The organism is Bartonella sp. TT29SHDZB (assembly GCF_042193395.1).
Classification (GTDB): domain Bacteria; phylum Pseudomonadota; class Alphaproteobacteria; order Rhizobiales; family Rhizobiaceae; genus Bartonella.
Window position 1 is genome coordinate 101,447 of sequence record NZ_JBHILQ010000005.1, and the last position, 21,772, is coordinate 123,218.

A 21,772-nucleotide genomic window follows, 5' to 3' on the forward strand; every position below is an offset into this window, starting at 1 on the left:
ATAAGATAAAAAACTCTGTTTACAGAGCTATAATGCAGAGAGAATTTGCATAAATCGCAACCACATCCTTCCAAAGAATATGAAAACGGCATGGTGCTAACCATACCGTTATATCTTACAGACCACGTTTGTTAATCATTGCCTCTGGTAAAGGCATCCGTCCCCGAAAAGCTTTATAAAGCTCCTCTGGATCACGACTTCCTCCAGCGGAGTAAATAAAACGTTTCAACTTATCAGCAAGTTCTGAATTAAAAACATCTCCCGTTTCTTCAAAAGCCTGAAAAGCATCAGCATCAAGCACTTCTGACCACATATAAGAATAGTAACCAGCGGCATAACCATCCCCTGCAAATACATGCATAAAATGTGGAGGACGATGACGCATAATAATTGTATCTGGCATTTGTAACTTTTCCAATTCTTTATGTTCAAAAATTGTTGGATCAGTTACTGTTTCGCCTTGATGAAAAGCCATATCCACTAAAGCTGATGAAATAAATTCAACCGCAGAAAATCCAGCATTAAATGTCTGTGCTGCTAAAACTTTATCTATCAACTCTTGTGGCATAGGAAGACCTGTTTTTGTATGTATAGCATAAGATTTTAATATCTCTGGTACGGTTAACCAATGTTCGTAAAGTTGAGAAGGTAGCTCAACAAAATCACGTGAAACAGATGTTCCCGACACAGATGGCCATGTTACATCAGAAAGCAAACCATGCAATGCATGCCCAAATTCATGGAAAAGCGTACGTGCATCATCAAGTGATAAAAGAGCAACTTCCCCTTTGGGTGGTTTAGCAAAATTACAAACATTGTAGATAATAGGCTTTTGGCCGCCATCCAATTTATGTTGTGATTGCAAACTACTCATCCACGCACCAGAGCGTTTTGAAGAACGCGCAAAATAATCACCAATAAAATGCCCAAGCAAGCTTCCATCAGATTTCTTTACTTCCCACAAACGTGCATCAGGATGCCAAAGTGTAATAGAATTTTTTTCTTCAAATGTAATGCCAAAGAGTTTTTCTGCTACTCCAAAAGCTGCTTTAATCATACGATCAAGCTGAAAATAATATTTAATTTCAGCGCCATCGAAAGAAAATTTTTCAGTGCGAAGTTTTTCAGAATAATAACGCCAATCTGAAGCGGCTAAAGATTCATTGCTGCCCTGATTATTGGCAAAATTTTGTAATTCAATTTGCTCAGTAGAAGCCTTCACTCTTGCTCGCTCCCATACAGGCATAAGCAAATCCATAACTGAATCAACACTTTTAGCCATGGTATTATCGAGTTTTAAATCTGCAAAAGATTTATATCCCAATAATTTAGCTTGCTCATCTCGAAGCGCAACAATCTCTAAAATAATGGTTCGATTATCATTCTTGTTATTATTTTCACCACGTTTAGCCCAAGCTTGGAATGCAACCTCACGCAAATCACGACGATCAGAGAATTTTAAAAAAGGTTCAATAATCGAGCGTGCTAATGTTAATGCATAGGCTTCTTCATTGCCTCTTTCGCACGCAATTTCTTTCATTGAAGCAATGAGATCTTGCGGTAAACCAGATAAATCCGTTTGTTTTAAAAATAGAATCCATTCAGCTTCATCGTTTAAGACATTTTGCCCAAAAGTAGCATTTAAAAATGCAAGCCTTTCATTAATTTCCACAAGTCGTTTTTTAGCTTTTTCATCGAGTTTTGCACCATGACAAACGAACTTTTTCCACCATAATTCAAGAACACGTGTTGTTTCACTCTCAAATATTCCCTGTTGCGACTGTTTATAAAGCACATCTATTTTTGCAAATACCCGTGCATCCATCATCATTTTTGAAGAATAACGAGAAAGTTTTACAACGAACTCTTGCTCTAGCTGTTGAATTAATACATTCGTATGAGCACTGGCGCGCAAGAAAAATATTGAACAGACACGATCAAGCGCTTTGCCGCAAAGTTCAAAAGGCTGTAAAAAATTCTCAAGCGTCGGTGGTTCTTGCACCATCGCAATCGCTTCTAGTTCTTCTTCGGCTTCTTGAAGAGCCTGTTTAAAAGCAGGTTTAAAATCTTCATCACTTATAGAAGAAAAATCAGGAAGACCTGAAAATCCCTTCCAGTCCAGCACGGATTCTTTTGTCATAATACTTTATGTCTCCATTATAAATTTAAGCTGTAATAATTATCTTTACGACACAAATTGGTAATATACTAAAATTATTTCGTGAGTTTCAAAACTACCTGTCAAAGCTCTATTGAATCAAAAAATTAAAAGTATCTTCAACTTCAGGAGATAAATAAAAATAAGAATTTCCACAATTATGAAACAAGATATTAATTTATAATGATAATTTATTTTTTTATATATTGATTGAGAAACCTGAAAATCATAAGATTTTCTCATTTCAAACTCTATTATAATTGAAGCAATAAAAACACTTGAAGAAAGGCATAATTTCTATTCTTTACAAAATATTGCTGTAGATTCTTTTGAAAATTGCAAAACGGCATTGAAGAAATGATGGTAGAAATTAGAATTGATTTTTACATTTACGCCTATATTATCCCTCAATTAGGCTGTATTTTCGTTTCGATGATTCAGAAACTTGTTCATAACTAATAATTTATCCTTGACTTTACTTCAAATATTAATAATTGGAATATATCGGGGGAGGTTTTTTCAAATCTTCCATAAACTTTTGTTTTTATCTCATCTATTATCTAGATTTATAACTCTCCAACTCTTCAGGAGGTACTTTATCATGACTGAAATCAAAACGGCCTTCGACTTCAAAAATTTTTCTCCTGAAGCTCTCGCTGAAAAATTAAAAAATCAGCATTTTGCCGACTCTATTGATATCATCAATGATCTCGATATCATGGAACGTGTCACTATTCTCAGTCTTCTACCTCTTGATTATGTTATCGAACTGTTTGACAAACCAGAGCTTGAGCAACCTGCTGCTATTCTAGAACTTCTTCCTATAAATCACGCTGTTAAAATTCTTGATGGCATGTCTGCAGATGCTGCCGCAGACGTCTTTCAAGAAATGGATAAAGAAACCCGCACACGACTTTATGCCTTGCTTAAACCCTTAACGCGCGCTGAACTTAAAAAACTCACCAGTTATCCTGATCATACAGCAGGAGCACTGATGACAACAGAGTTTATAGCCGTTCCTTCAAACTGGACCATACAAAAAACTTTGGATCACATTCGTGAAGTCGAGCGAACACGTGAAACAGTTTATACCAGCTATGTGATTGATCCTAAAACAGGTACTCTTCTCAAAGCTGTTTCACTGCGTAACCTTATTCTTGCCTCACCTGATGAACAAATTCTCAATGTCCCTACTCATGACTCGCCCATTACAATATCGCCCTTCACGCATCATGAAGATATCGCACGCCTTTTCCAGCGCCATGATCTTCTCTCTGTGCCCGTCGTTGATGAAAACAACCATGTCATTGGCATTGTAACCGTCGATGACGTACTTGATACTATGGTTGATGAGATGAATGAAGATGCCTATAAATTTGGGGGTATGGAAGCGCTTAATAAACCCTATATGCAAATTAAGTTTCCTGAAATGATGAAAAAACGTGGCGGCTGGCTTGCTTTGCTCTTTATTGGTGAAATGCTGACAGCAAGCGCTATGCAATATTTCGAAACAGAACTCGAAAAAGCGATTATTCTTACACTGTTCATACCTCTCATTATGAGCTCGGGAGGCAATTCCGGCTCACAGGCGACATCCCTTATTATCCGTGCACTAGCTTTACGTGAACTTACGCTGAAAGACTGGTGGAAAGTTATCATTCGTGAAATTCCAACGGGGCTATCCCTTGGTCTTTTACTCGGAATTATTGGCATTGCACGTATTGCTCTTTGGCAACAACTCGGTATCTACGATTATGGACAACATTGGATTGCTGTTTCAACAACAGTAGGTACAGCTTTAGTTGGAATCGTTACCTTCGGTTCTCTTTCTGGATCTATGCTGCCTTTTATTCTTAAAGGTTTAAAATTTGATCCAGCAAGTGCTTCTGCTCCTTTTGTGGCAACTTTAGTCGATGTCATGGGCATTATAATTTATTTTTCTGTAGCTTCCCTCATTTTGTCAGGAACTCTTCTTTAAACATGTGAAGTAAAAATATACCCTTATGGAAAGATCTTGTCATGTAACCTAAAATCTATCCATAAGAAAACAAACTCTCGTATTTTTTCTAGCGCACCATTTTATAATGATAATTCATCATTTTTATATCGAATAATAGCTCTGAATACCGTAAAATTACCTCATGATAGTCTTCTCATAAAATCATCTTCTTACCTGTCACAAGTAAGATGAATGTATGGATGGAAATTATTCGAGAAAGGAGTAAAATGCTCCTTATGCCCTCTCTCAAATACAAAAGCTGTCGCAATATTGACCGCTGAGAACGAATAATAATGGAGGTGATATAAGGGGGGGTACACACTTCACAAAAGCATTGATAGTATTACCATTCACGTATATTATAGCATTTATTGGCCCTATCATGAAATGGATGTGTAATATTAAGGTATCTTTCTTTTAATGCTTTTATATTCTTTATAAATCAAGCTGTGTTCCTGTTTCATAAATAAATCAAACAGATAATAACTCTTCCCCTAATCTGCATACAAAAGTTAGAACTTCTTATAAAATTCTTAATCTTCTCAATATTTATCTCAAACTCAAATATGCGGTTGCATTAGATCTGAATATTGATTTACAAGCTCCAGAAAAAGCAAAAGCTTTATTAGAAGAAAAATACCAGAAAGCTGTTAATAGATTAGCTATGGATTGAGAGATATTCCGGATTTTTATCAATCTCTTTGCAAAACAACAAGCATAACACAACTAGCTTTACATTTACTTAATTTTTATAGACATCACATAAATTTCTCGCGTCATATTCATAAAGATCACATTGATGATGATTTATGGACAATTTTTGACTCGAGAATAGAACACACCCATACTATAAAATGCTTTTACGAAACTCCAGCAATTGAGGATTCATAGAGCATTAAAGACTTTGGTGAATCGTTTTGCCATAAAAATATGGACTCCATCTTCCAAAATTATAAAAAAACATGTAAAAGGCTTTTTAATAGTCAGGCAGAGAATGTAAAGACTTTGCCTCAAATGAAATTTCATTAAACGAAAAGAAGAAAATTTATGCAATTGCGTAACATTGCCATCATTGCTCACGTTGACCATGGGAAAACAACACTTGTAGACGGACTCCTTAAACAATCAGGAAATTTCCGTGACAATCAGCGCACAAGCGAACGTATGATGGATTCAAATGATATTGAAAAAGAACGTGGAATTACAATTCTAGCGAAAGTGACATCTGTTGTTTGGAAAGATACTCGAATTAATATTGTTGATACACCAGGACATGCTGATTTTGGTGGAGAAGTTGAACGCATTCTAAACATGGTTGATGGAGCCATTGTACTTGTTGATGCTGCTGAAGGACCAATGCCACAAACAAAATTTGTCGTTGGCAAAGCATTGAAAGTGGGATTGCGCCCTATTGTTGCTATTAATAAAATTGACCGACCGGATGCACGCGTTGATGAAGTCATTAATGAGGTTTTTGACCTTTTCGCTGCTCTTGATGCAACCGATGAACAGCTTGATTTTCCTATTCTTTATGGATCTGGACGCGATGGATGGATGGCTGAAGCCCCAGAGGGACCAAAAGATCAGGGATTAGGTCCTTTATTTGATCTTGTAACGCAGCATGTCCCTTCTCCTAGTGTAGCAGAAGGACCTTTTCGCATGATTGGAACTATTCTTGAAGCGGATCCGTTTTTGGGACGAATTATTACAGGGCGAATTCATTCTGGATCTCTAAAACCCAATCAAAATGTCAAAGTTCTTGGACAAGATGGAAAACTTTTAGAAACTGGGCGTATTTCAAAAATTTTAGCATTTCGTGGTCTAGAACGGCAACCTATTGAAGAAGGAAGTGCGGGTGATATTGTTGCGATTGCTGGTCTACAAAAAGGTACCGTTGCGGATACTTTCTGTGATCCAGCTGTCAATGAACCCCTTACTGCGCAACCAATTGATCCTCCTACTGTTACTATGAGTTTTCTTGTCAACGATAGTCCCCTTGCTGGAACTGAAGGCGATAAAGTAACAAGCCGTGTCATCCGTGACCGTTTGTTAAAAGAAGCAGAAGGCAATGTCGCTCTTAAAATTGAAGAATCTGCCGATAAAGATTCTTTCTACGTTTCAGGACGAGGAGAATTACAGCTTGCAGTTCTCATTGAAAATATGCGCCGTGAAGGATTTGAACTTAGTGTTTCACGTCCACGTGTTGTTATGCAAAAAGATGAAAATGGAATAACTCTTGAGCCAATCGAAGAAGTTGTTATCGATGTTGATGAAGAATATTCCGGTACTGTTGTACAAAAAATGTCTGAACGTAAAGGTGAAATGGTGGAATTACGTCCTTCTGGAGGTAATCGTGTCCGCCTTGTCTTTTATGCACCAACCCGAGGACTCATTGGTTATCAATCTGAACTTTTAACGGACACACGTGGTACAGCAATTATGAATCGCCTTTTCCATGCATATGAACCCTATAAAGGAGACATTGCTGGTCGTGTTAATGGTGTTATGATTTCAAATGACAACGGTGAATCTGTCGCTTATGCTCTTTTTAATCTTGAAGATCGTGGACCTATGATTATCGATGCGGGTGTGAAAGTCTATCAAGGTATGATTATTGGCATCCACTCACGGGATAATGACTTAGAAGTCAATGTGTTAAAAGGAAAAAAACTCACCAATATGCGCGCTTCTGGAAAAGATGAAGCCGTAAAGCTAACGCCTCCCATTAAAATGACGTTAGAACGCGCCTTATCGTGGATACAAGATGATGAACTTGTGGAGGTGACCCCTAAAAATATTCGTCTCCGCAAGCTCTATCTTGATCCCAATGAACGTAAACGTTTTGAAAAAACACGTGCATCAATTTCAAGCTAATTTTACAATCTCTTTGGTAAAACACTTGATTGTATTGAGCCCCACCCTATCCCAGAAAGGATGTCTTTATGAATATTAAGGAAATACCCGTGGGTAAAAACCCACCAGAAGATATTAATGTTATTGTGGAAGTCTCTCTTGGTGGTCAACCAATAAAATATGAGATGGATAAAAAGTCGGGCGCATTATTTGTTGACCGTTTTATTCATACATCGATGGTTTATCCTGGAAATTACGGTTTTGTCCCTCATACACTTTCAGATGATGGTGATCCTATTGATGTCCTTATCTGTAATACCCGTCCACTTATGCCTGGTTGTGTGATCAATGTTCGCCCCATCGGAGCTCTAATGATGGAAGATGATGGTGGTAAAGATGAAAAAATTATTGCCATTCCCACTACAAAATTAACAAAACGCTATATCAATATTCATGACTATACAGATCTGCCCGAGATTACACTCAAACAAATTGAACATTTCTTCAAGCATTACAAAGATCTGGAACCTGGAAAATGGGCTAAAATTGAAGGATGGCGTGATAAAAACTTTGCTTATGAATTGATTAAGCAAGCTGTTGAACGCAATAAAGAAATATAACAATTCTAATAAAATAAAGCCTGTTTTTTATAGGCTTTATTATTTATTTCTTCTGCGACATATACTCTGTGAGGGATTGCCATATCTGCTGTAATTCTTCTAAATGTGTCGAAAAGTAAAGTTGTTTGTAGCGAGATGTTGCGCCGCTTTTCAGAGAAATAGAAGAAGCTGAAATCTTCCACTGCTTCGCAAGAAATTTAATGAGAGCTTTATTCGCTTTTCCATCTTCAGGAACAGCACGAAGGCGTATAACCAGATATTGTTTTTCACCATCCCTACATTCAATCCCTATTATTTTGTCAACGGATGATTTGGGAATGAGATATACAAACAAAATCAAGTTATTTTTATCAACTTGATAAAACATGTATTCGCCTCAAGTAATATTTCTATACATATATGTTTGCGTAAACGCGCCACATGAAAACACGAATAAAATAAATAATAATGAACACTACAATAGGTGAAATATCAATCGTTCCCAAATTTGGTAAAATTTTCCGGATACGGCTTAGAACGGGATTTGTAAGACGATATAGAAAGCTTCCTATCAAAACAACAAAGCGATTGCGCGAATTTATGATATTAAAGACATAAAGCCAAGAAAAAACGACACTAGCGATTAAAATATCAATATAAATTTCAAAAATCAAATCAATTGCTCTAAGCAATGCATAAATCATGCGTTATCCCTTTCAATCAAGGAAACAGAAGAGCGTATAGAAGGCCTTCATTAAAGTAAATATGTGTATCAAACAATGGTTTTATATTTTAATATTCTTTTTTCTTGAATAAAAACCAGACATCTAAATTCTTCATCTCTCTACTTAATGACGATGCAGTTAAAAAACAAATATCAAAATTAAAAATAGCACATAAAAATAGAAGAAACGGCAAAAAATCTGAGAACTTAAAAAAACTCTGAATATCCCTTATAGAATTAATCTTAAATCTCATCGTTTTAATTATTAATATATAAAAAACAAACAAACTAAAAACGGACTTAAAAGGCCGTTTTTAGTTTATTTTTAAAATTATTTCTGCAAAGCAGTTAAACGGTTAAGAGCATTGCTAAAACCATCTAGCTGAACAAATAAATCATTCAAAGCTGGTTCACCTGCAGCAGCAATTGTCATCGCCAACTTTAACTGTTTTCCAGAACGTAAAGCTGCTACGTGATTTTTGTCAAAAACGACAGGAACCACACAACCTGCTGGTACACAAGTCCGGATACCGGTTTCGATAACAGCTTTTCCCTCATCAACTTGTAAACGAACAGGCTTAGAAACCAAAATGCCAAAAGGAACTGTTAAATTACCAGATACAACACCCTCAGCATCGAGAGTAAGGCCCATAGCCACAACAACACGCCCCTGCTCATTCACTTCTTGACGGTGCATAAAACAAATTCTTTTCCCTTCTTGTATACCACAGTTAATAGTCCACAAACCGTAGGTTTCAGTCAAAGAAGAAGCTCCATTTGGCAATGTTGCTGCCGCATCTTTTGATGCAGGAGGTTTTGAACTTGTTGCAAATGCAACAGATGAAATACTCAAGAGAGTAAAAACTATAAGTAAATTAAATAATTTTTTCATTTTATATTCCTGTTCTTTACATAAAAGAGAAACATGGTTATTATTTATAAATAATATAAAGCACCTTAATAAAAAATACTTTCTCATAATCATATAGCTTTTATAATGGTCTAAGGCTACCTCGAAATTCACTGACAACTTTCGTATAAACGTGCTTTTTAAAAGAAACAGCAATCAACGGAAGGGTTTCTAGATCAATCCATTTCCATTGATCGAATTCCGCTTTATTGCCATCTGGTGGCGGATTAATCGCAATTTCAGAAAGCTTTCCTGTAAACTGGAAAGCAAACCACTTTTGTATTTGCCCACGATATTTATTGCTTAATGTGCACCCAATAAGTTCTTGTGGAAAATCATAATGGAACCAATTTTGTGCTTCTTTAATCAACTTTACAGATCGAATACCCGTTTCTTCATAAAGTTCACGATATGCCGCATCTAATGGTTTTTCATCTTCATCAATCCCTCCTTGAGGAAGCTGCCAACGATGAGATATGTCAATATCTGCATCTGCATGAATGGGCATCATTAAACGACGCCCAACCCACACTTTACCCTCATGATTAAAGATAACAATCCCAACACATTTGCGATATGGAAGAATCTTCAAATTAATACCTGCATCCATTTAATATTCCTCAAAATCGCAAGCTATAGATATCAATTCTCACTTTAACACATCCTTATTGGGATCTGGTGGAAATGCTGCATTTGCCATTTCACCTCGTAATAATTTATAAGCCTCATTCAATTGAATATCATCCTTAGGGTCTTGGGGAACAAAAGCAGCTGAACCAGATCCTTTATTACTCTCTCGTTTTCCTTTGATATGTCCTTTTAATGCAGACTCACCAACTTTTACATCATAACCCTTATATTTTTCAGGAAGTGGCTGCTCTACAATAATATCAGGCGTGATCCCTGTTCCTTGAATAGAAGTGCCAGATGGCGTATAATAAAGTGCTGTTGTTAAGCGTAAAGCTCCATTTTCACCCAAAGGAATAATTGTTTGAACAGACCCTTTACCAAAAGACTGCGTCCCTAAAATTGTTGCACGACGATGATCTTGTAATGCACCCGCAACAATTTCAGAAGCACTTGCCGAACCACCATTAATGAGAACAATGAGCGGTTTTCCATTGATGACATCACCTGGCTTCGCATCAAATCTCGTCACATCACTTTTTTTGCGCCCACGAGTTGACACAATCTCACCCTTATTGAGAAAAGCGCTCGAAACATTAACAGCTTGATCTAAAAGCCCACCCGGATTAAGCCGCAAATCAAGAACGTAACCTTTTAGCTTGTCTTCAGGAATTTTAGATTGGATATCTTTAATTGCCGCTAGAAGATTATTTAATGTCTGCTCAGAAAACTGAATAACTCTCACATATCCAATGTCACCCTCAACCCGATATTTTACCGCTTTTACTTTGATAATATCACGAATAATCTTCACTTCAAATGGCTTATCAACGCCAGAACGAATAATTGTTAAGGTAATTGGTGTTCCAGGAGCACCTCGCATCTTATTAACAGCTTCATTCAATGTTTGACCATTCGTTTGTACATCATCAATTTTTGAAATAAGGTCTCCTGCTAGAATACCTGCTTTTGAAGCGGGAGTATCATCCATTGGTGAAACAACTTTAATTAAGTTTTTTTCCATAGTGACCTCAATACCAAGACCTCCGAATTCTCCTTTCGTAGAATCCCGCATATCCTTGGCTTCTTCAGCATTCAAATAAGATGAATGAGGGTCAAGCGATGTGAGCATGCCATTGATAGCATTTTCAATCAGCTTTTTATCATCTGGAACTGTAACATATTGCATACGCACGCGCTCAAAAACATCGCCAAATATAGCTAGCTTTTTATATGCATTATCTTCATTATTCGCAGCAACAGACTGCACCATAACCATTGAACAGGCGCCGAGCAATACCCCAGCGACCAAAAGAATAACTTTACGAATCATTTTGGCTCCTTCTTATTTTTTCAGTCTGCCACCAAGGAGTTGGATTTACAGGTTTTCCCTGCTTTCTAAACTCAATGTAAAGCATTGGAGAAGTTTTTCCTATATCCAATGCAACACTGTTTGAAATAAATTGCATCTCCATTATACCCAGAGGCTCACCTGAAAGAACAAACTGCCCCTGTTTTACATTAATTCTCGACATTCCAGTAAGAATGATATGATAACCATTTCCAACATTGAGAATGATTAAATGTCCGTAAGAACGAAATGGCCCAGCAAAAGCAACAAAAGCATCTACAGGTGATATAACAACAGCTCCTGACTCTGTTTCTATCGTTTCACCAAAGCGCGTAATCTGCGAACTTTTGCTAGAATGATATATTCTTTTTCCGGAAACAGGAAAAAGTAAAGAACCTTTTCGGCTTTCAAAATTGGACTGTTCTAACAATTGCAAACTTTTCCGTACCTGTACTGATGCATCAGAGCTAAGTTTTGACTGACGGTCGAGCTCTAAAATCAATTCTTCCAAAGACTGCGCTTTTTTAGCAAGAGCAATATTTTTTCGTTGCTGTTCTGTAAGTTCTTTTTCTGATTTTGTTTGTAGTTTGTTTTTTTTGTCTAATAAAAGCTCTAAACGTTTTCGCTGCTCTGCTTGATTTTGCAGTTTTGTCTTTAATGCTGTATATTCCCTAGTAATGGAATTACTCAAATTGGTCAACTCCTTGAGTTTTACTGTTAAATCTCGTGTTTTCTCCTGCATCTGAGGAATAACAGTACCTAATAAAACAGAACTACGTATAGAAGCCAACGCGTCCTCTGGCTGTATCATAAGAGCAGGAGGCGGATTCAATCCCATACGTTCCAAAATTGCAAGAACTTCCGCAAATTCAGAACGACGATTTTTTAAACTTTGATAGACTTGTACCCGCTTTTCTATCATTTTTTCAAGCTTTTCTTCCCTTTTAGCAATATCATCTGCTACTGTACGTTCTTCTTTAGCCGCCTTTATGAGTGCATCTCTCAAAACACGTTGATCTTTTTTTAAATGCTCAACTTGATGCATAAGAAAAGCAACACGCTCACGCGAAAGTGAAATATTTTGGCGAATCTCTTCCAATTCTTTATGTGCTTCCGTACTCCTCATTGTATCTTCCGCATGCGATACAGAAAAGCAAAAAAACATACTCAAGAGCAGGATGACAAATATCACGCATTCCCCATATAAATATCGCATCTTTCTATGAAGAAGCTTTTTCATTTGCGAACACCATGACACCTCATCGTATACATTAGAGATGTTGTAAATGGTGTCGGCTAAAACACTATTAATAAATATATAAATAAGTGCTAAAAATTGCACAAAAATATTAAAAACGATGATACGGATGATTATTTTCAATTGTTACAGCGCGGTAAAGTTGTTCTGTAAGAAGAATACGTGCAATTTGATGTGGCCACGTCATCAAACCAAAAGATAAAAGAAAATCAGCACGCTTCCTTATTTGTTCATTATGCCCATCAGGTCCTCCCAAAGCAATGACGACATCTCGAATGCCTTCATCACGATAACACCTCAATTTTTCAGAAAAAGAAGTTGAAGAAATCGATTCTCCACGCTCATCTAACACAATTAATCGACATTTTTCAGGTAAAAATTCAATAAGTTTTCTCCCCTCTTCCTCCATACGTTGACAAGCTGTTTGAGCACGACTTTCTGGTATCTCTTGTAACTTTTTTAAATGAAAGCCTACATCTCCAGAAATTTTAGAAAAACGATCCAAATAATGCTGAACCAATTTTTGCTCCGCCCCACTTTTCATACGACCAACCGCAAAAATAGAAATTTGCATTTTAATGATCTCCGAAAAGAACCGATTTTGTATTGTTTAAATCCGGAGTCATCCATATCTTTTCTAAATTATAAAAAAGACGAATTTCTGGACGAAAAAGATGAATGATAATATCACCTGTATCAATCAATACCCAGTCACCTCCAGCAAGCCCTTCTACACGCGCAAGCCCCTGCCCACTATCTTTCCAAGTACGTAATAAATGATCAGCAACAGAAGATACATGACGCTGCGAATGTGCTGAAGCTATGATCATATAATCAGCTAAAGATGTCTTCTCTTGAATATCAATAGCAACAATATCTTCTGCTTTTGTATCTTCCAAACTCTTGAGAATAACTTCAAGACTCCCCTTAACAGAAAAAACTTCTTTTTCTGTTAAGGGCATAATATCGTAAGAGTGGTTTTTTACAACTTTTTTCAGATCAATATTCCTTTCTTATTGTTGTAGAATGTAAAAAGTTTTCTCTAAAGAGAAGCAGAATCTTATAAATTGTTCAAGAAAAATTATTCTTCTTCAAACGAAGCTTTGTTGAAGATTGAAAAGATAAAGGTCCATGCAAATAAGTCCAAACTGGTGGTTTTATAAAAGGTAATCGCTCACTTTCTCTCTCGTCCAAACGAAACTGGCTATAAATGTGCGCCATAGGAGAAGAAAGTGCCGACCGATTGCCTAAAGGACGATCAATAATCGCAATAGGAAGCATAGAAACAATATCATGCCATCGATACCAATGATGTATCGTCGTAAAACTATCTGCCCCCATAATCCATACAAAATTTACACCACTGCAATGGGTAAGAATATGAAAAATCGTATCTACAGATACTTTGCTCCCTATAGCCTGTTCAAAACCTGTTAAGCGAATTTTTGGATGGTCAATAAGTTTAAAACTTAATCGCATTCTCTCCTCTAAAGGGAGTAACTGTGTACAATCCTTTAAAGGATTCCCAGGACTAACCATCCACCATAACTGATCAAGATGCAAACGCCGAATGGCAATTTTTGCAACGAGAAGATGCCCCGCATGCGGCGGATTAAAAGAACCACCAAAAAGACCTACAACATTAGATCTTTCAACATGTGGCATACGATTTTTCCATAGAAAAAATGGATTTTTCAAGCTCTAACCTGACCATTTCCTTTAACGTGATATTGAAATGATGTTAGCTGTTCAACACCTATGGGACCACGTGCATGCATTTTTCCTGTTGCGATACCAATTTCCATTCCAAAACCAAATTCACCTCCATCAGCAAATTGTGTAGATGCATTGTGTAATAAAATAGCTGAATCTAAATGATTAAAAAAATCCTTCACCACTTCCAAATCCTCAGCAATAATCGATTCCGTATGTCCTGATGAATAACGCTTGATATGAGCAATGGCTCCCTCAACCCCCTCAACCGTTTTAACAGAAAGAATAGCATCAAGATATTCATGCGACCAATCTTCTTCAGAAGCTAATTTGACATCTGGCATAAGAAAAACAATATCTTCTGTGGCACGAATTTCACATCCCTTCTCCTGTAAAGCAGTTAAAACAGGAAGAAACTTTTTTAATGCCTCGTTGTCAATGAGAACCGTCTCAACAGCACCGCATATCCCTGTCCGACGCAACTTCGCATTTAAAACAATATTACGCGCCATATCCAAATCTGCCGATTTATCAATATAAATATGACAAAGTCCCTCTAAATGGGCAAAAATTGGAACACGTGCATCAGACTGAACGCGCGCAACAAGGCTCTTTCCACCACGTGGCACAATAACATCAATCGCTCCATCCAATCCTTTGAGCATTTCCCCAACGGCAGCACGATCTGTCGTTCCAACCATTTGGATAGCATCTTTGGGTAAACCAGAGCACTCTAAACCTTGTACCAACGCACAATGAAGAGCATGTGAAGAATGAAAACTATCCGAACCACCGCGCAAAATCGCAGCATTGCCTGCTTTTAAGCACAAAGAACTCGCATCAACTGTAACATTTGGACGACTTTCATAAATAATGCCAATCACACCAAGAGGTGTCCTTACACGACTTATATGAAGCCCATTAGGGCGTGTCCACGCACTCATGACCTGCCCAACAGGATCAGACAAACGAGCAACTTGACGAACACTGTCTATCATTGCACCTAAACGCAAATCATCTAATTTTAGCCGATCAATCATTGCAGCTTTCAAATTATTCTGAGCAGCCTTCTCTAAATCTTGACAATTCGCTCGTAAAATTTTATCTGACTGAGCCTCTAGACTTAAAGCGATCATTTCCAATGCATTGTTCTTTTGCTCAGAAGAAGTAACGGCCAACACTGCAGCGGCATGGCGTGCTTTCTGCCCCATATTCCTCATTTGTTCTTCTAAAGTCATCGTATTATCCACTCTGCGAAAACAATAAAAACAAAAGTAACTTTTTTAAACAGAATTGATCAAGCAACGTACAATCATATCATTACGATGCACCATAGCAGAACGCGCCTCATACCCAAGAATAGCTTCAATTTCTTCACTTTTATGTCCTATAATGCGTACAGCCTCATCTTTGTCATAGCTTACAAGTCCACGCGCAATCTCAACTCCATCTGTACCAACAATTGCAACCGTATCCCCACGTTGGAAATTTCCCTCAACGCCAATAACCCCTGCTGCTAATAACGATTTTCCTGTTTCAAGAGCCCTAATGGCTCCTTGATCAATCGTCAAAACACCAGATGGATCTAAATGACCAGAAATCCATGTTTTCCAAGCATTGACAGATTTCTTACTTGCCGCAAAAAAACTCTTGCGTTCACCTTTGTCAATTGCAGCAAGGGGATTCATACGCTTGCCTGAGGTGATAATCATCGCCGTTCCAGCAGCATTAGCTATTTTTCCGGCATCAAGCTTAGTCTTCATTCCTCCCCGTGAAAACTCTGAAGCAGCAACATCTGCCATTTTTTCGATATCATGCGTAATGGATGCAACAAAAGGTATAAATTCAGCCGTAGGATCACTATGGGGAGACTTTGTATAAAGACCATCAATATCAGATAAAAGTATTAAAAGATCTGCCCTCACCATTGTTGCCACACGCGCAGCTAAACGATCATTATCACCATAACGAATTTCAGTTGTTGCAACAGTATCATTCTCATTAATAACAGGCACAGCTCCCAAACATAAAAGCGTCTCAATCGTTGCACGTGCATTGAGATAACGCCTTCGCTCCTCCGTATCAAATAAAGTGAGCAAAATTTGGCCTGTTTTGAGCCCATGTTGAGCAAGCGCATCACCATAGGTTTTTGCTAACTCAATTTGCCCCAAAGCAGCACATGCCTGGCTTTCTTCCAATTTCAAAGCCCCCTTAGGAAGCTGTAGCAATGTCCTTCCTAAAGCAATAGCACCTGAAGACACCAACAATATCTCTACGCCTCCTTTGTGCAATTCAACAACATCACTGATCAAGCTTTTAAGCCATTCAACCCGTAAACCTGCCTGAGGATCAACCAAAAGGGCAGATCCAATCTTGACCACAATACGTTTATAGTGTGTAAGTTTTTGCAATCCAACAACCATCTCAATCAATCCTGCTATCCCCACCGTTCTCCTCTTTGCGTGATATTTCAATAATATGTGCACCAGCACGCAGCACATTTTCTAAACCTTCGCGACTAACCGCAGAAAACATCATAACTGGTTGATCCGCTGCTCTTTGCAAAGCTTCCTGTTTAGCTTCACGTTCTTCAATTGTCAGAGTATCTATCTGGCTTAAAGCAACAATTTCAGTTTTATCACTTAGATTATTTCCATATGCCTCAAGTTCATGACGCACAATTTGATATGCTTTTGCTACATCTTCTTCTTGAGCAGAAATCAAATGAAGGAGCACACGACAACGTTCCACATGTCCTAAAAAACGGTCTCCAATTCCTACACCTTCATGCGCTCCTTCAATCAATCCCGGAATATCAGCCAAAACAAATTCACGACCATCAATTCGTACAACACCAAGGTGAGGATGTAGAGTGGTAAAAGGATAATCTGCAACTTTTGGCTTTGCCGCCGTTACAGAAGCTAAAAAAGTTGATTTTCCGGCATTGGGTAAACCAACAAGCCCGGCATCAGCAATTAACTTCAAACGAAGCCATATTGCACGCTCTTCTCCAGACAAACCTGGATTTGCACGACGCGGTGCCCGATTTGTCGATGTTGTAAAGTGAAGATTGCCAAAACCGCCATTCCCCCCTTTTGCAAGGCGATAGCGCTGTCCCACTTCCGTTAAATCACATATTAACGTTGTATTATCTTCTTCAAAAATTTGCGTCCCAACCGGAACTTTAAGGATGACATCATCACCCTTCTCACCTGTCATATTACGCCCCTTGCCATGGCCTCCTGTTTTTGCTTTAAAATGCTGTTGGTAGCGATAATCAATCAGTGTGTTAAGCCCATCAACAACAAGAGCCCAGACATCACCACCCCGTCCTCCATTCCCTCCATCTGGCCCCCCAAATTCTATGAATTTTTCACGACGAAATGATACTGCTCCAGAACCTCCATTACCAGAACGAATATAAACTTTAGCTTGATCAAGAAATTTCATTGGAAACACTCACTGAGGAATCAATCTCTCTACCTCTATAGGCAATACATTAGTTTTACCAGTTTTTCATCATTGATAACAGAAAAACTGTCACTATCGCCGATAACTCCTTGAGAAAAAATCATCACATTTAAATAGGTTAAGTAAAGTTAAATCTTCTTAAAAGAAGGCGCTATTCTTGAATGTTTGTTTTTCCTTTAAATTCAAGTGCTAAAAGATAAAGTTCTACTGATTCTGATCGGCTTGCGGGTGGTTTAACATGATAGACTTTTTTAAAATGCTGTTTTAGTATCGTGAGAAGAGTGTTTTCTGCTCCTCCTTGAAAAGCCTTTGCTAAAAAATGCCCCCCAGGTCTTAAAACCGAAAGAGCAAAATCAGCCGCAACTTCACATAAATAAATCGTTCTTAAATGATCCGTCTGACGATGACCTGTTGTTGGCGCTGCCATATCAGAAAGAACCACATCTGGTTTTGTTCCTAAAGTCTCAATTAATTTCTGCGGTGCATCTGTATGCAAAAAATCCATTTCCAACATGGCAACTCTAGGCAATGGATCAACATGTAAATAATCAATACCAACAACGCTAGGATCTTCATCACTTGACCCTACTATACACTCAGCCACCTGACACCAACCCCCAGGTGCCGCTCCTAAATCAATAACCTTTTGGCCTTTTTTCAAAAACCTATAGCGCTCATTAATTTCAATGAGTTTATAAGCCGCACGCGAACGATAACCATCTACTTTTGATTGATGGACATAAGGATCATTCAGATGCCTCTCTAACCATCGTCGTGATGAAGCTTTAATGGTTCCTGCTTTCTTTTTTACGCGCTGATATAATTCATGTGACCCTGAACCTCCATAGCCACCTCGCGGTGTTTTTGTTGTTTTTTTCATCGTTATTCATTGTCTCCATATTTAATTCTCTAACGCTTGAAATCTCTGCTCTTTCTACGATGACACCATACCCCATCGCGTAACATCAGCTCTATCAAAATTCCTTCCCTTAATCCACGATCAGCAACTCTTAAACGCTGACTGGGCCAAACTTCCCTAATAACATCTAAAATTGCACAACCAGCTAAAACTAAATCTGCTCTCTCGCGTCCAATAAAAGGATTTATGACACGTTTTTCTATATCCCATGATAATAGGCGTTGTGTCATAAGTGTAATGTCTGCATCATTCATCCAAATGCCATCCACTTTTTTCCTATCATAACGCTCTAAATTAAGATACATTCCTGCTAAAGTCGTAACCGTACCGGAGGTTCCCAAAAGATGAAACTTTGAACCTTGTGCTAACTTTCCTAATTTATGACGATCTGAAAAATTATTTAATAACCCTCGCACATAGCTTTTCATTTTTTCAAAGTCGTCTAAGCTAATATCATTCCCTCCAAAACGTTCAGCGAGCGTAACAACACCAACAGGAAGAGAAGTCCAAGCGATAATTTGTCTAGCTAAACGAAAAGAACGCTTTTGAGAAACATCAAGTAGCACAATTTCTGATGATCCTCCTCCAATATCAAAAAGCACAATAGCGTCAGTATTTGGTTCAACAAGTGTACTACACCCTGTAACAGCAAAACGCGCTTCTGTTTGCCGATCAACAATTTCCAATTCAAGACCTGTCTCCTCCAAAACACGCTGAATAAAATGTCTACCATTTTCTGCAGAACGACAAGCTTCCGTTGCAATCAAGCGATAACGCTTAATATGCCTTTGTTTTAGCTTTAAATGACAAATCTTTAATGCTTCAATCGCACGATCCATAGCTTGTGTATTAAGAAAACCGTTATTTATTAAACCTTCTCCCAATCGTACAATACGAGAAAAAGCATCAACAACACGAAAATATCCAGGTTTACTGGGAGATGCGATAAGAAGACGACAATTATTTGTTCCAAGATCAAGTGCCGCATAAAGAGGTGGAGATTTTACTGGAGGGAACCGTCGAAGAAAAGGTGCTTTGAGTTTTTTTGTTTTTTGAGCACCTATCATTATCTGATTATGAAACTCTAAAACTGTCTCAGATTGAACAAAAACCTGTTTCTGTTCATAATGTTTTTTTCTCTGTTGTCTCTTTATATCAACAAGGACAGAGTATGCCTCTGTTCGTGACAATGCAGAACGATTATTTGTATTACTACCGCACTGATCATACAACTGATCTGCTTTGGTACCGTATATTTCTCCTCGCTTTAACTCTTTTGAACCATAATTTAACGGAGCCATTTCCCTTATCCCTTGAGCGTTCCCCCCAATAAATAAACGCGAAAACTCTTCTGCTCATTCCTAAATAAAGCAATAATGCAGCATCAAATGATATATACAAGAAACCATTCTTTCTTTTCCTATCATTAAAATTTTCTACACTAGCATCATTCAGATTTTTGTATAATCTTTCGGTCGTTTCCGTGAAATCATGCTTCTCTTTATGAACTTAAAACTATAAATTTATCGTTTACGTTCACATTATTTTTTATAAATTATGCTCTTTTCTTTATACCATTTACACGGAGCACACCTCTATTGTAACAAACCTACACTATCATACTATTTGCTGACTCTTAAGGTTACAACAACTTATACATTCTTATGCTTTATAAGAAAAAAAATTTTTTAATCTCGTTATCCACACACAAGCCTCGTTTGTTATACGCAATGAAATGGCTTTGATTATGCTGGAATAAAAGTCCCATAATACTACGAAATGCAATTACAATAGCTGTTATTTTGTAAATACCAATGAAAACTATCGTTAAAAAAATCTATAGAATTATAAATTTATCTAAAAATATTAATACTTATCAGACCGCTCTAAAAATCCATTTGAAGCTTTAAAAAAGAATTTAGTCTACTCATTATTGTAAGGAAGAAATCGAGTATTTCTAATCTTTTTTACTTTTAATAACTAATGAAATCATTCTTTAAGCATTATGGAAAACACTAACTTGATTTTCTATTATATATAAAAAACTTACTGTGACTTTATATTCATAAAACTCTCACTCTTTCCAACAAATCACCTCGATATCATATTATATAAAACTTCTTACTTATTTGACCTTATAATTTACACTCAGAAATACAATACAACAATTTATGGAAAAATGACTCTTGTTAAAAATACTCGATGGATTCTAAGGACGGAAAGAATTAAGTGCCGCATTTAACCCTTTAAAGGGTACAGTAAAAGAAAATACCTTACCTTCTTTAGTTTTATAGGAAATACGTACCTTATTGTTCTGCTCTATTTGTTTAGTCAAAACCGGCCCTACAGGTGATTGTGCCAAACAAACCGTTTCATTACATTGCGTATAATTAATAAGAATAGGTTTTTTAACACCTTTTACAAACATTTGAATCGGAACATTTATATCAGAATTTGGCAATGTTCGAAAAAGCATCACTGCTTGACCACTTGTCGTAGAAACAAGAGACCAACTAAAAATGGTATTTCCTTCTTGATCATGAACAGTCTGTGTCACATTACATATACCTTGCTTATGTTTAAGCTTTTGTTTTTCGTCACAAATCAAAGTCCAATCATAAAACTGCATAATAATTCGACGTGTTTCGCCAGGCTCTCCCTTAGGTATCGATAAGTGCGGTGGATGCACTGTATAAATATTATTGTTCTCATTAGCAAAGCTTTCGCCCTTGCCTATTAAGGCAAGAGCAAACAGAACCTTTACTAACATACTTCTCGTTTTTACAATAACAGCCATTTTTTCTATTATCATCTCAACCTCAGAGTAATTCCAGCGCCTATTCCCCAATGACCTCCAGCACTTGTCACAGATACATTCGAGCGAATATTTCCATCTTCAGATGTATAACCAGCACCAATAGCAAGTGCAGATTGACTGCGCCATAAACCACTCCCAAATGAAACACTTAAAGATCCTGGTATATCATAGTAACGTAAGTTGGACACCGCTAGACCAATAGCAGCAGCTTGTCTTGCTTCTTTCCGAACATCCTGAATAGCATAATTCAACGTCTCAAACTTCATATCTGTATAGGATTTCGACTCGTTAACACCATCATTGACAAGACTACTAACTTTCTCATCCGTATACTTATTGGCATCTTCAAGAACTATCTTCATCTGCTCTTTA

General features: G+C 37.4%; 20 protein-coding genes. 3 read left to right on the top strand and 17 right to left on the bottom strand.

Annotated elements, in window-relative coordinates:
- Window positions 1-115: 115 nt before the first annotated feature.
- On the bottom strand, window positions 116-2,140 hold the full coding sequence (locus tag ACFIJJ_RS04225; RefSeq protein WP_375646027.1) for a M3 family metallopeptidase: 2,025 nt from the start codon (window positions 2,138-2,140) through the stop codon (window positions 116-118).
- A 619-nt stretch (window positions 2,141-2,759) separates the two neighbouring features.
- Between ACFIJJ_RS04225 and mgtE the strand changes: the two genes are divergently transcribed.
- The 3 genes from mgtE to ppa all read left to right on the top strand — a co-directional run bounded on the left by mgtE (window position 2,760) and on the right by ppa (window position 7,630).
- Window positions 2,760-4,136, top strand: coding sequence for a magnesium transporter (gene mgtE, locus ACFIJJ_RS04230; protein WP_375646030.1), 1,377 nt, complete (start codon window positions 2,760-2,762; stop codon window positions 4,134-4,136).
- 1,068 nt (window positions 4,137-5,204) lie between these two features.
- The gene (typA, locus tag ACFIJJ_RS04235) at window positions 5,205-7,031 is read left to right on the top strand and encodes a translational GTPase TypA (protein ID WP_375646032.1); all 1,827 of its coding nucleotides are present in this window, start codon (window positions 5,205-5,207) and stop codon (window positions 7,029-7,031) included.
- 68 nt (window positions 7,032-7,099) lie between these two features.
- Window positions 7,100-7,630 carry an inorganic diphosphatase gene (gene ppa / locus ACFIJJ_RS04240; protein WP_375646036.1) on the top strand — a complete coding sequence of 177 codons (531 nt, stop codon included), beginning with the start codon at window positions 7,100-7,102 and terminating at the stop codon, window positions 7,628-7,630.
- A gap of 43 nt (window positions 7,631-7,673) precedes the next feature.
- On the opposite strand, the gene ACFIJJ_RS04245 is transcribed toward ppa, so the two are convergent.
- The 16 genes from ACFIJJ_RS04245 to ACFIJJ_RS04320 form a co-directional block, all read right to left on the bottom strand.
- Entirely contained in the window at window positions 7,674-7,997 is a 324-nt protein-coding gene (locus tag ACFIJJ_RS04245; protein WP_375622947.1) for a DUF167 domain-containing protein, read from the bottom strand.
- Between the two features lie 22 nt (window positions 7,998-8,019).
- Window positions 8,020-8,313, bottom strand: coding sequence for a YggT family protein (locus ACFIJJ_RS04250; RefSeq protein WP_375622945.1), 294 nt, complete (start codon window positions 8,311-8,313; stop codon window positions 8,020-8,022).
- A 351-nt stretch (window positions 8,314-8,664) separates the two neighbouring features.
- Window positions 8,665-9,225 (bottom strand): invasion associated locus B family protein, encoded by a 561-nt coding sequence (locus ACFIJJ_RS04255; RefSeq protein WP_375622943.1) that lies wholly within the window; start codon window positions 9,223-9,225, stop codon window positions 8,665-8,667.
- Between the two features lie 100 nt (window positions 9,226-9,325).
- Window positions 9,326-9,853: an RNA pyrophosphohydrolase gene (locus ACFIJJ_RS04260; protein ID WP_375622941.1), complete on the bottom strand. Its 528-nt coding sequence runs from the start codon at window positions 9,851-9,853 to the stop codon at window positions 9,326-9,328.
- 39 nt (window positions 9,854-9,892) lie between these two features.
- Entirely contained in the window at window positions 9,893-11,203 is a 1,311-nt protein-coding gene (locus ACFIJJ_RS04265; protein WP_375622939.1) for a S41 family peptidase, read from the bottom strand.
- On the bottom strand, window positions 11,193-12,437 hold the full coding sequence (locus tag ACFIJJ_RS04270; RefSeq protein WP_375623103.1) for a murein hydrolase activator EnvC family protein: 1,245 nt from the start codon (window positions 12,435-12,437) through the stop codon (window positions 11,193-11,195). The genes ACFIJJ_RS04265 and ACFIJJ_RS04270 overlap by 11 nt, the downstream gene beginning before the upstream one ends.
- Window positions 12,438-12,570: 133 nt before the next feature.
- Window positions 12,571-13,053 (bottom strand): 23S rRNA (pseudouridine(1915)-N(3))-methyltransferase RlmH, encoded by a 483-nt coding sequence (rlmH, locus tag ACFIJJ_RS04275; RefSeq protein WP_375622937.1) that lies wholly within the window; start codon window positions 13,051-13,053, stop codon window positions 12,571-12,573.
- 1 nt (window position 13,054) lies between these two features.
- Complete coding sequence (gene rsfS / locus ACFIJJ_RS04280; RefSeq protein WP_375622935.1) at window positions 13,055-13,441, bottom strand: ribosome silencing factor; 387 nt, start codon at window positions 13,439-13,441, stop codon at window positions 13,055-13,057.
- A gap of 109 nt (window positions 13,442-13,550) precedes the next feature.
- The gene (locus ACFIJJ_RS04285; RefSeq protein WP_375622933.1) at window positions 13,551-14,144 is read right to left on the bottom strand and encodes a nicotinate-nucleotide adenylyltransferase; all 594 of its coding nucleotides are present in this window, start codon (window positions 14,142-14,144) and stop codon (window positions 13,551-13,553) included.
- A gap of 29 nt (window positions 14,145-14,173) precedes the next feature.
- Window positions 14,174-15,430, bottom strand: a complete 1,257-nt coding sequence (locus tag ACFIJJ_RS04290; RefSeq protein WP_375622931.1) for a glutamate-5-semialdehyde dehydrogenase — start codon at window positions 15,428-15,430, stop codon at window positions 14,174-14,176.
- Window positions 15,431-15,475: 45 nt separating this feature from the next.
- Window positions 15,476-16,615 carry a glutamate 5-kinase gene (proB, locus tag ACFIJJ_RS04295; RefSeq protein WP_375623101.1) on the bottom strand — a complete coding sequence of 380 codons (1,140 nt, stop codon included), beginning with the start codon at window positions 16,613-16,615 and terminating at the stop codon, window positions 15,476-15,478.
- Between the two features lies 1 nt (window position 16,616).
- Window positions 16,617-17,642, bottom strand: coding sequence for a GTPase ObgE (gene obgE / locus ACFIJJ_RS04300; protein WP_375622929.1), 1,026 nt, complete (start codon window positions 17,640-17,642; stop codon window positions 16,617-16,619).
- Between the two features lie 172 nt (window positions 17,643-17,814).
- Window positions 17,815-18,543, bottom strand: coding sequence for an RlmE family RNA methyltransferase (locus tag ACFIJJ_RS04305; protein ID WP_375622927.1), 729 nt, complete (start codon window positions 18,541-18,543; stop codon window positions 17,815-17,817).
- Between the two features lie 29 nt (window positions 18,544-18,572).
- A complete protein-coding gene (locus tag ACFIJJ_RS04310; RefSeq protein ID WP_375646038.1) occupies window positions 18,573-19,883 on the bottom strand; it encodes a Ppx/GppA phosphatase family protein in 1,311 nt (436 codons plus the stop codon).
- A gap of 908 nt (window positions 19,884-20,791) precedes the next feature.
- Window positions 20,792-21,394, bottom strand: a complete 603-nt coding sequence (locus ACFIJJ_RS04315; RefSeq protein ID WP_375622923.1) for an invasion associated locus B family protein — start codon at window positions 21,392-21,394, stop codon at window positions 20,792-20,794.
- Window positions 21,391-21,772 (bottom strand): YadA-like family protein (locus ACFIJJ_RS04320; protein WP_375646040.1); only part of this gene is annotated, 382 nt, incomplete at its 5' end. The genes ACFIJJ_RS04320 and ACFIJJ_RS04315, both read right to left, overlap by 4 nt.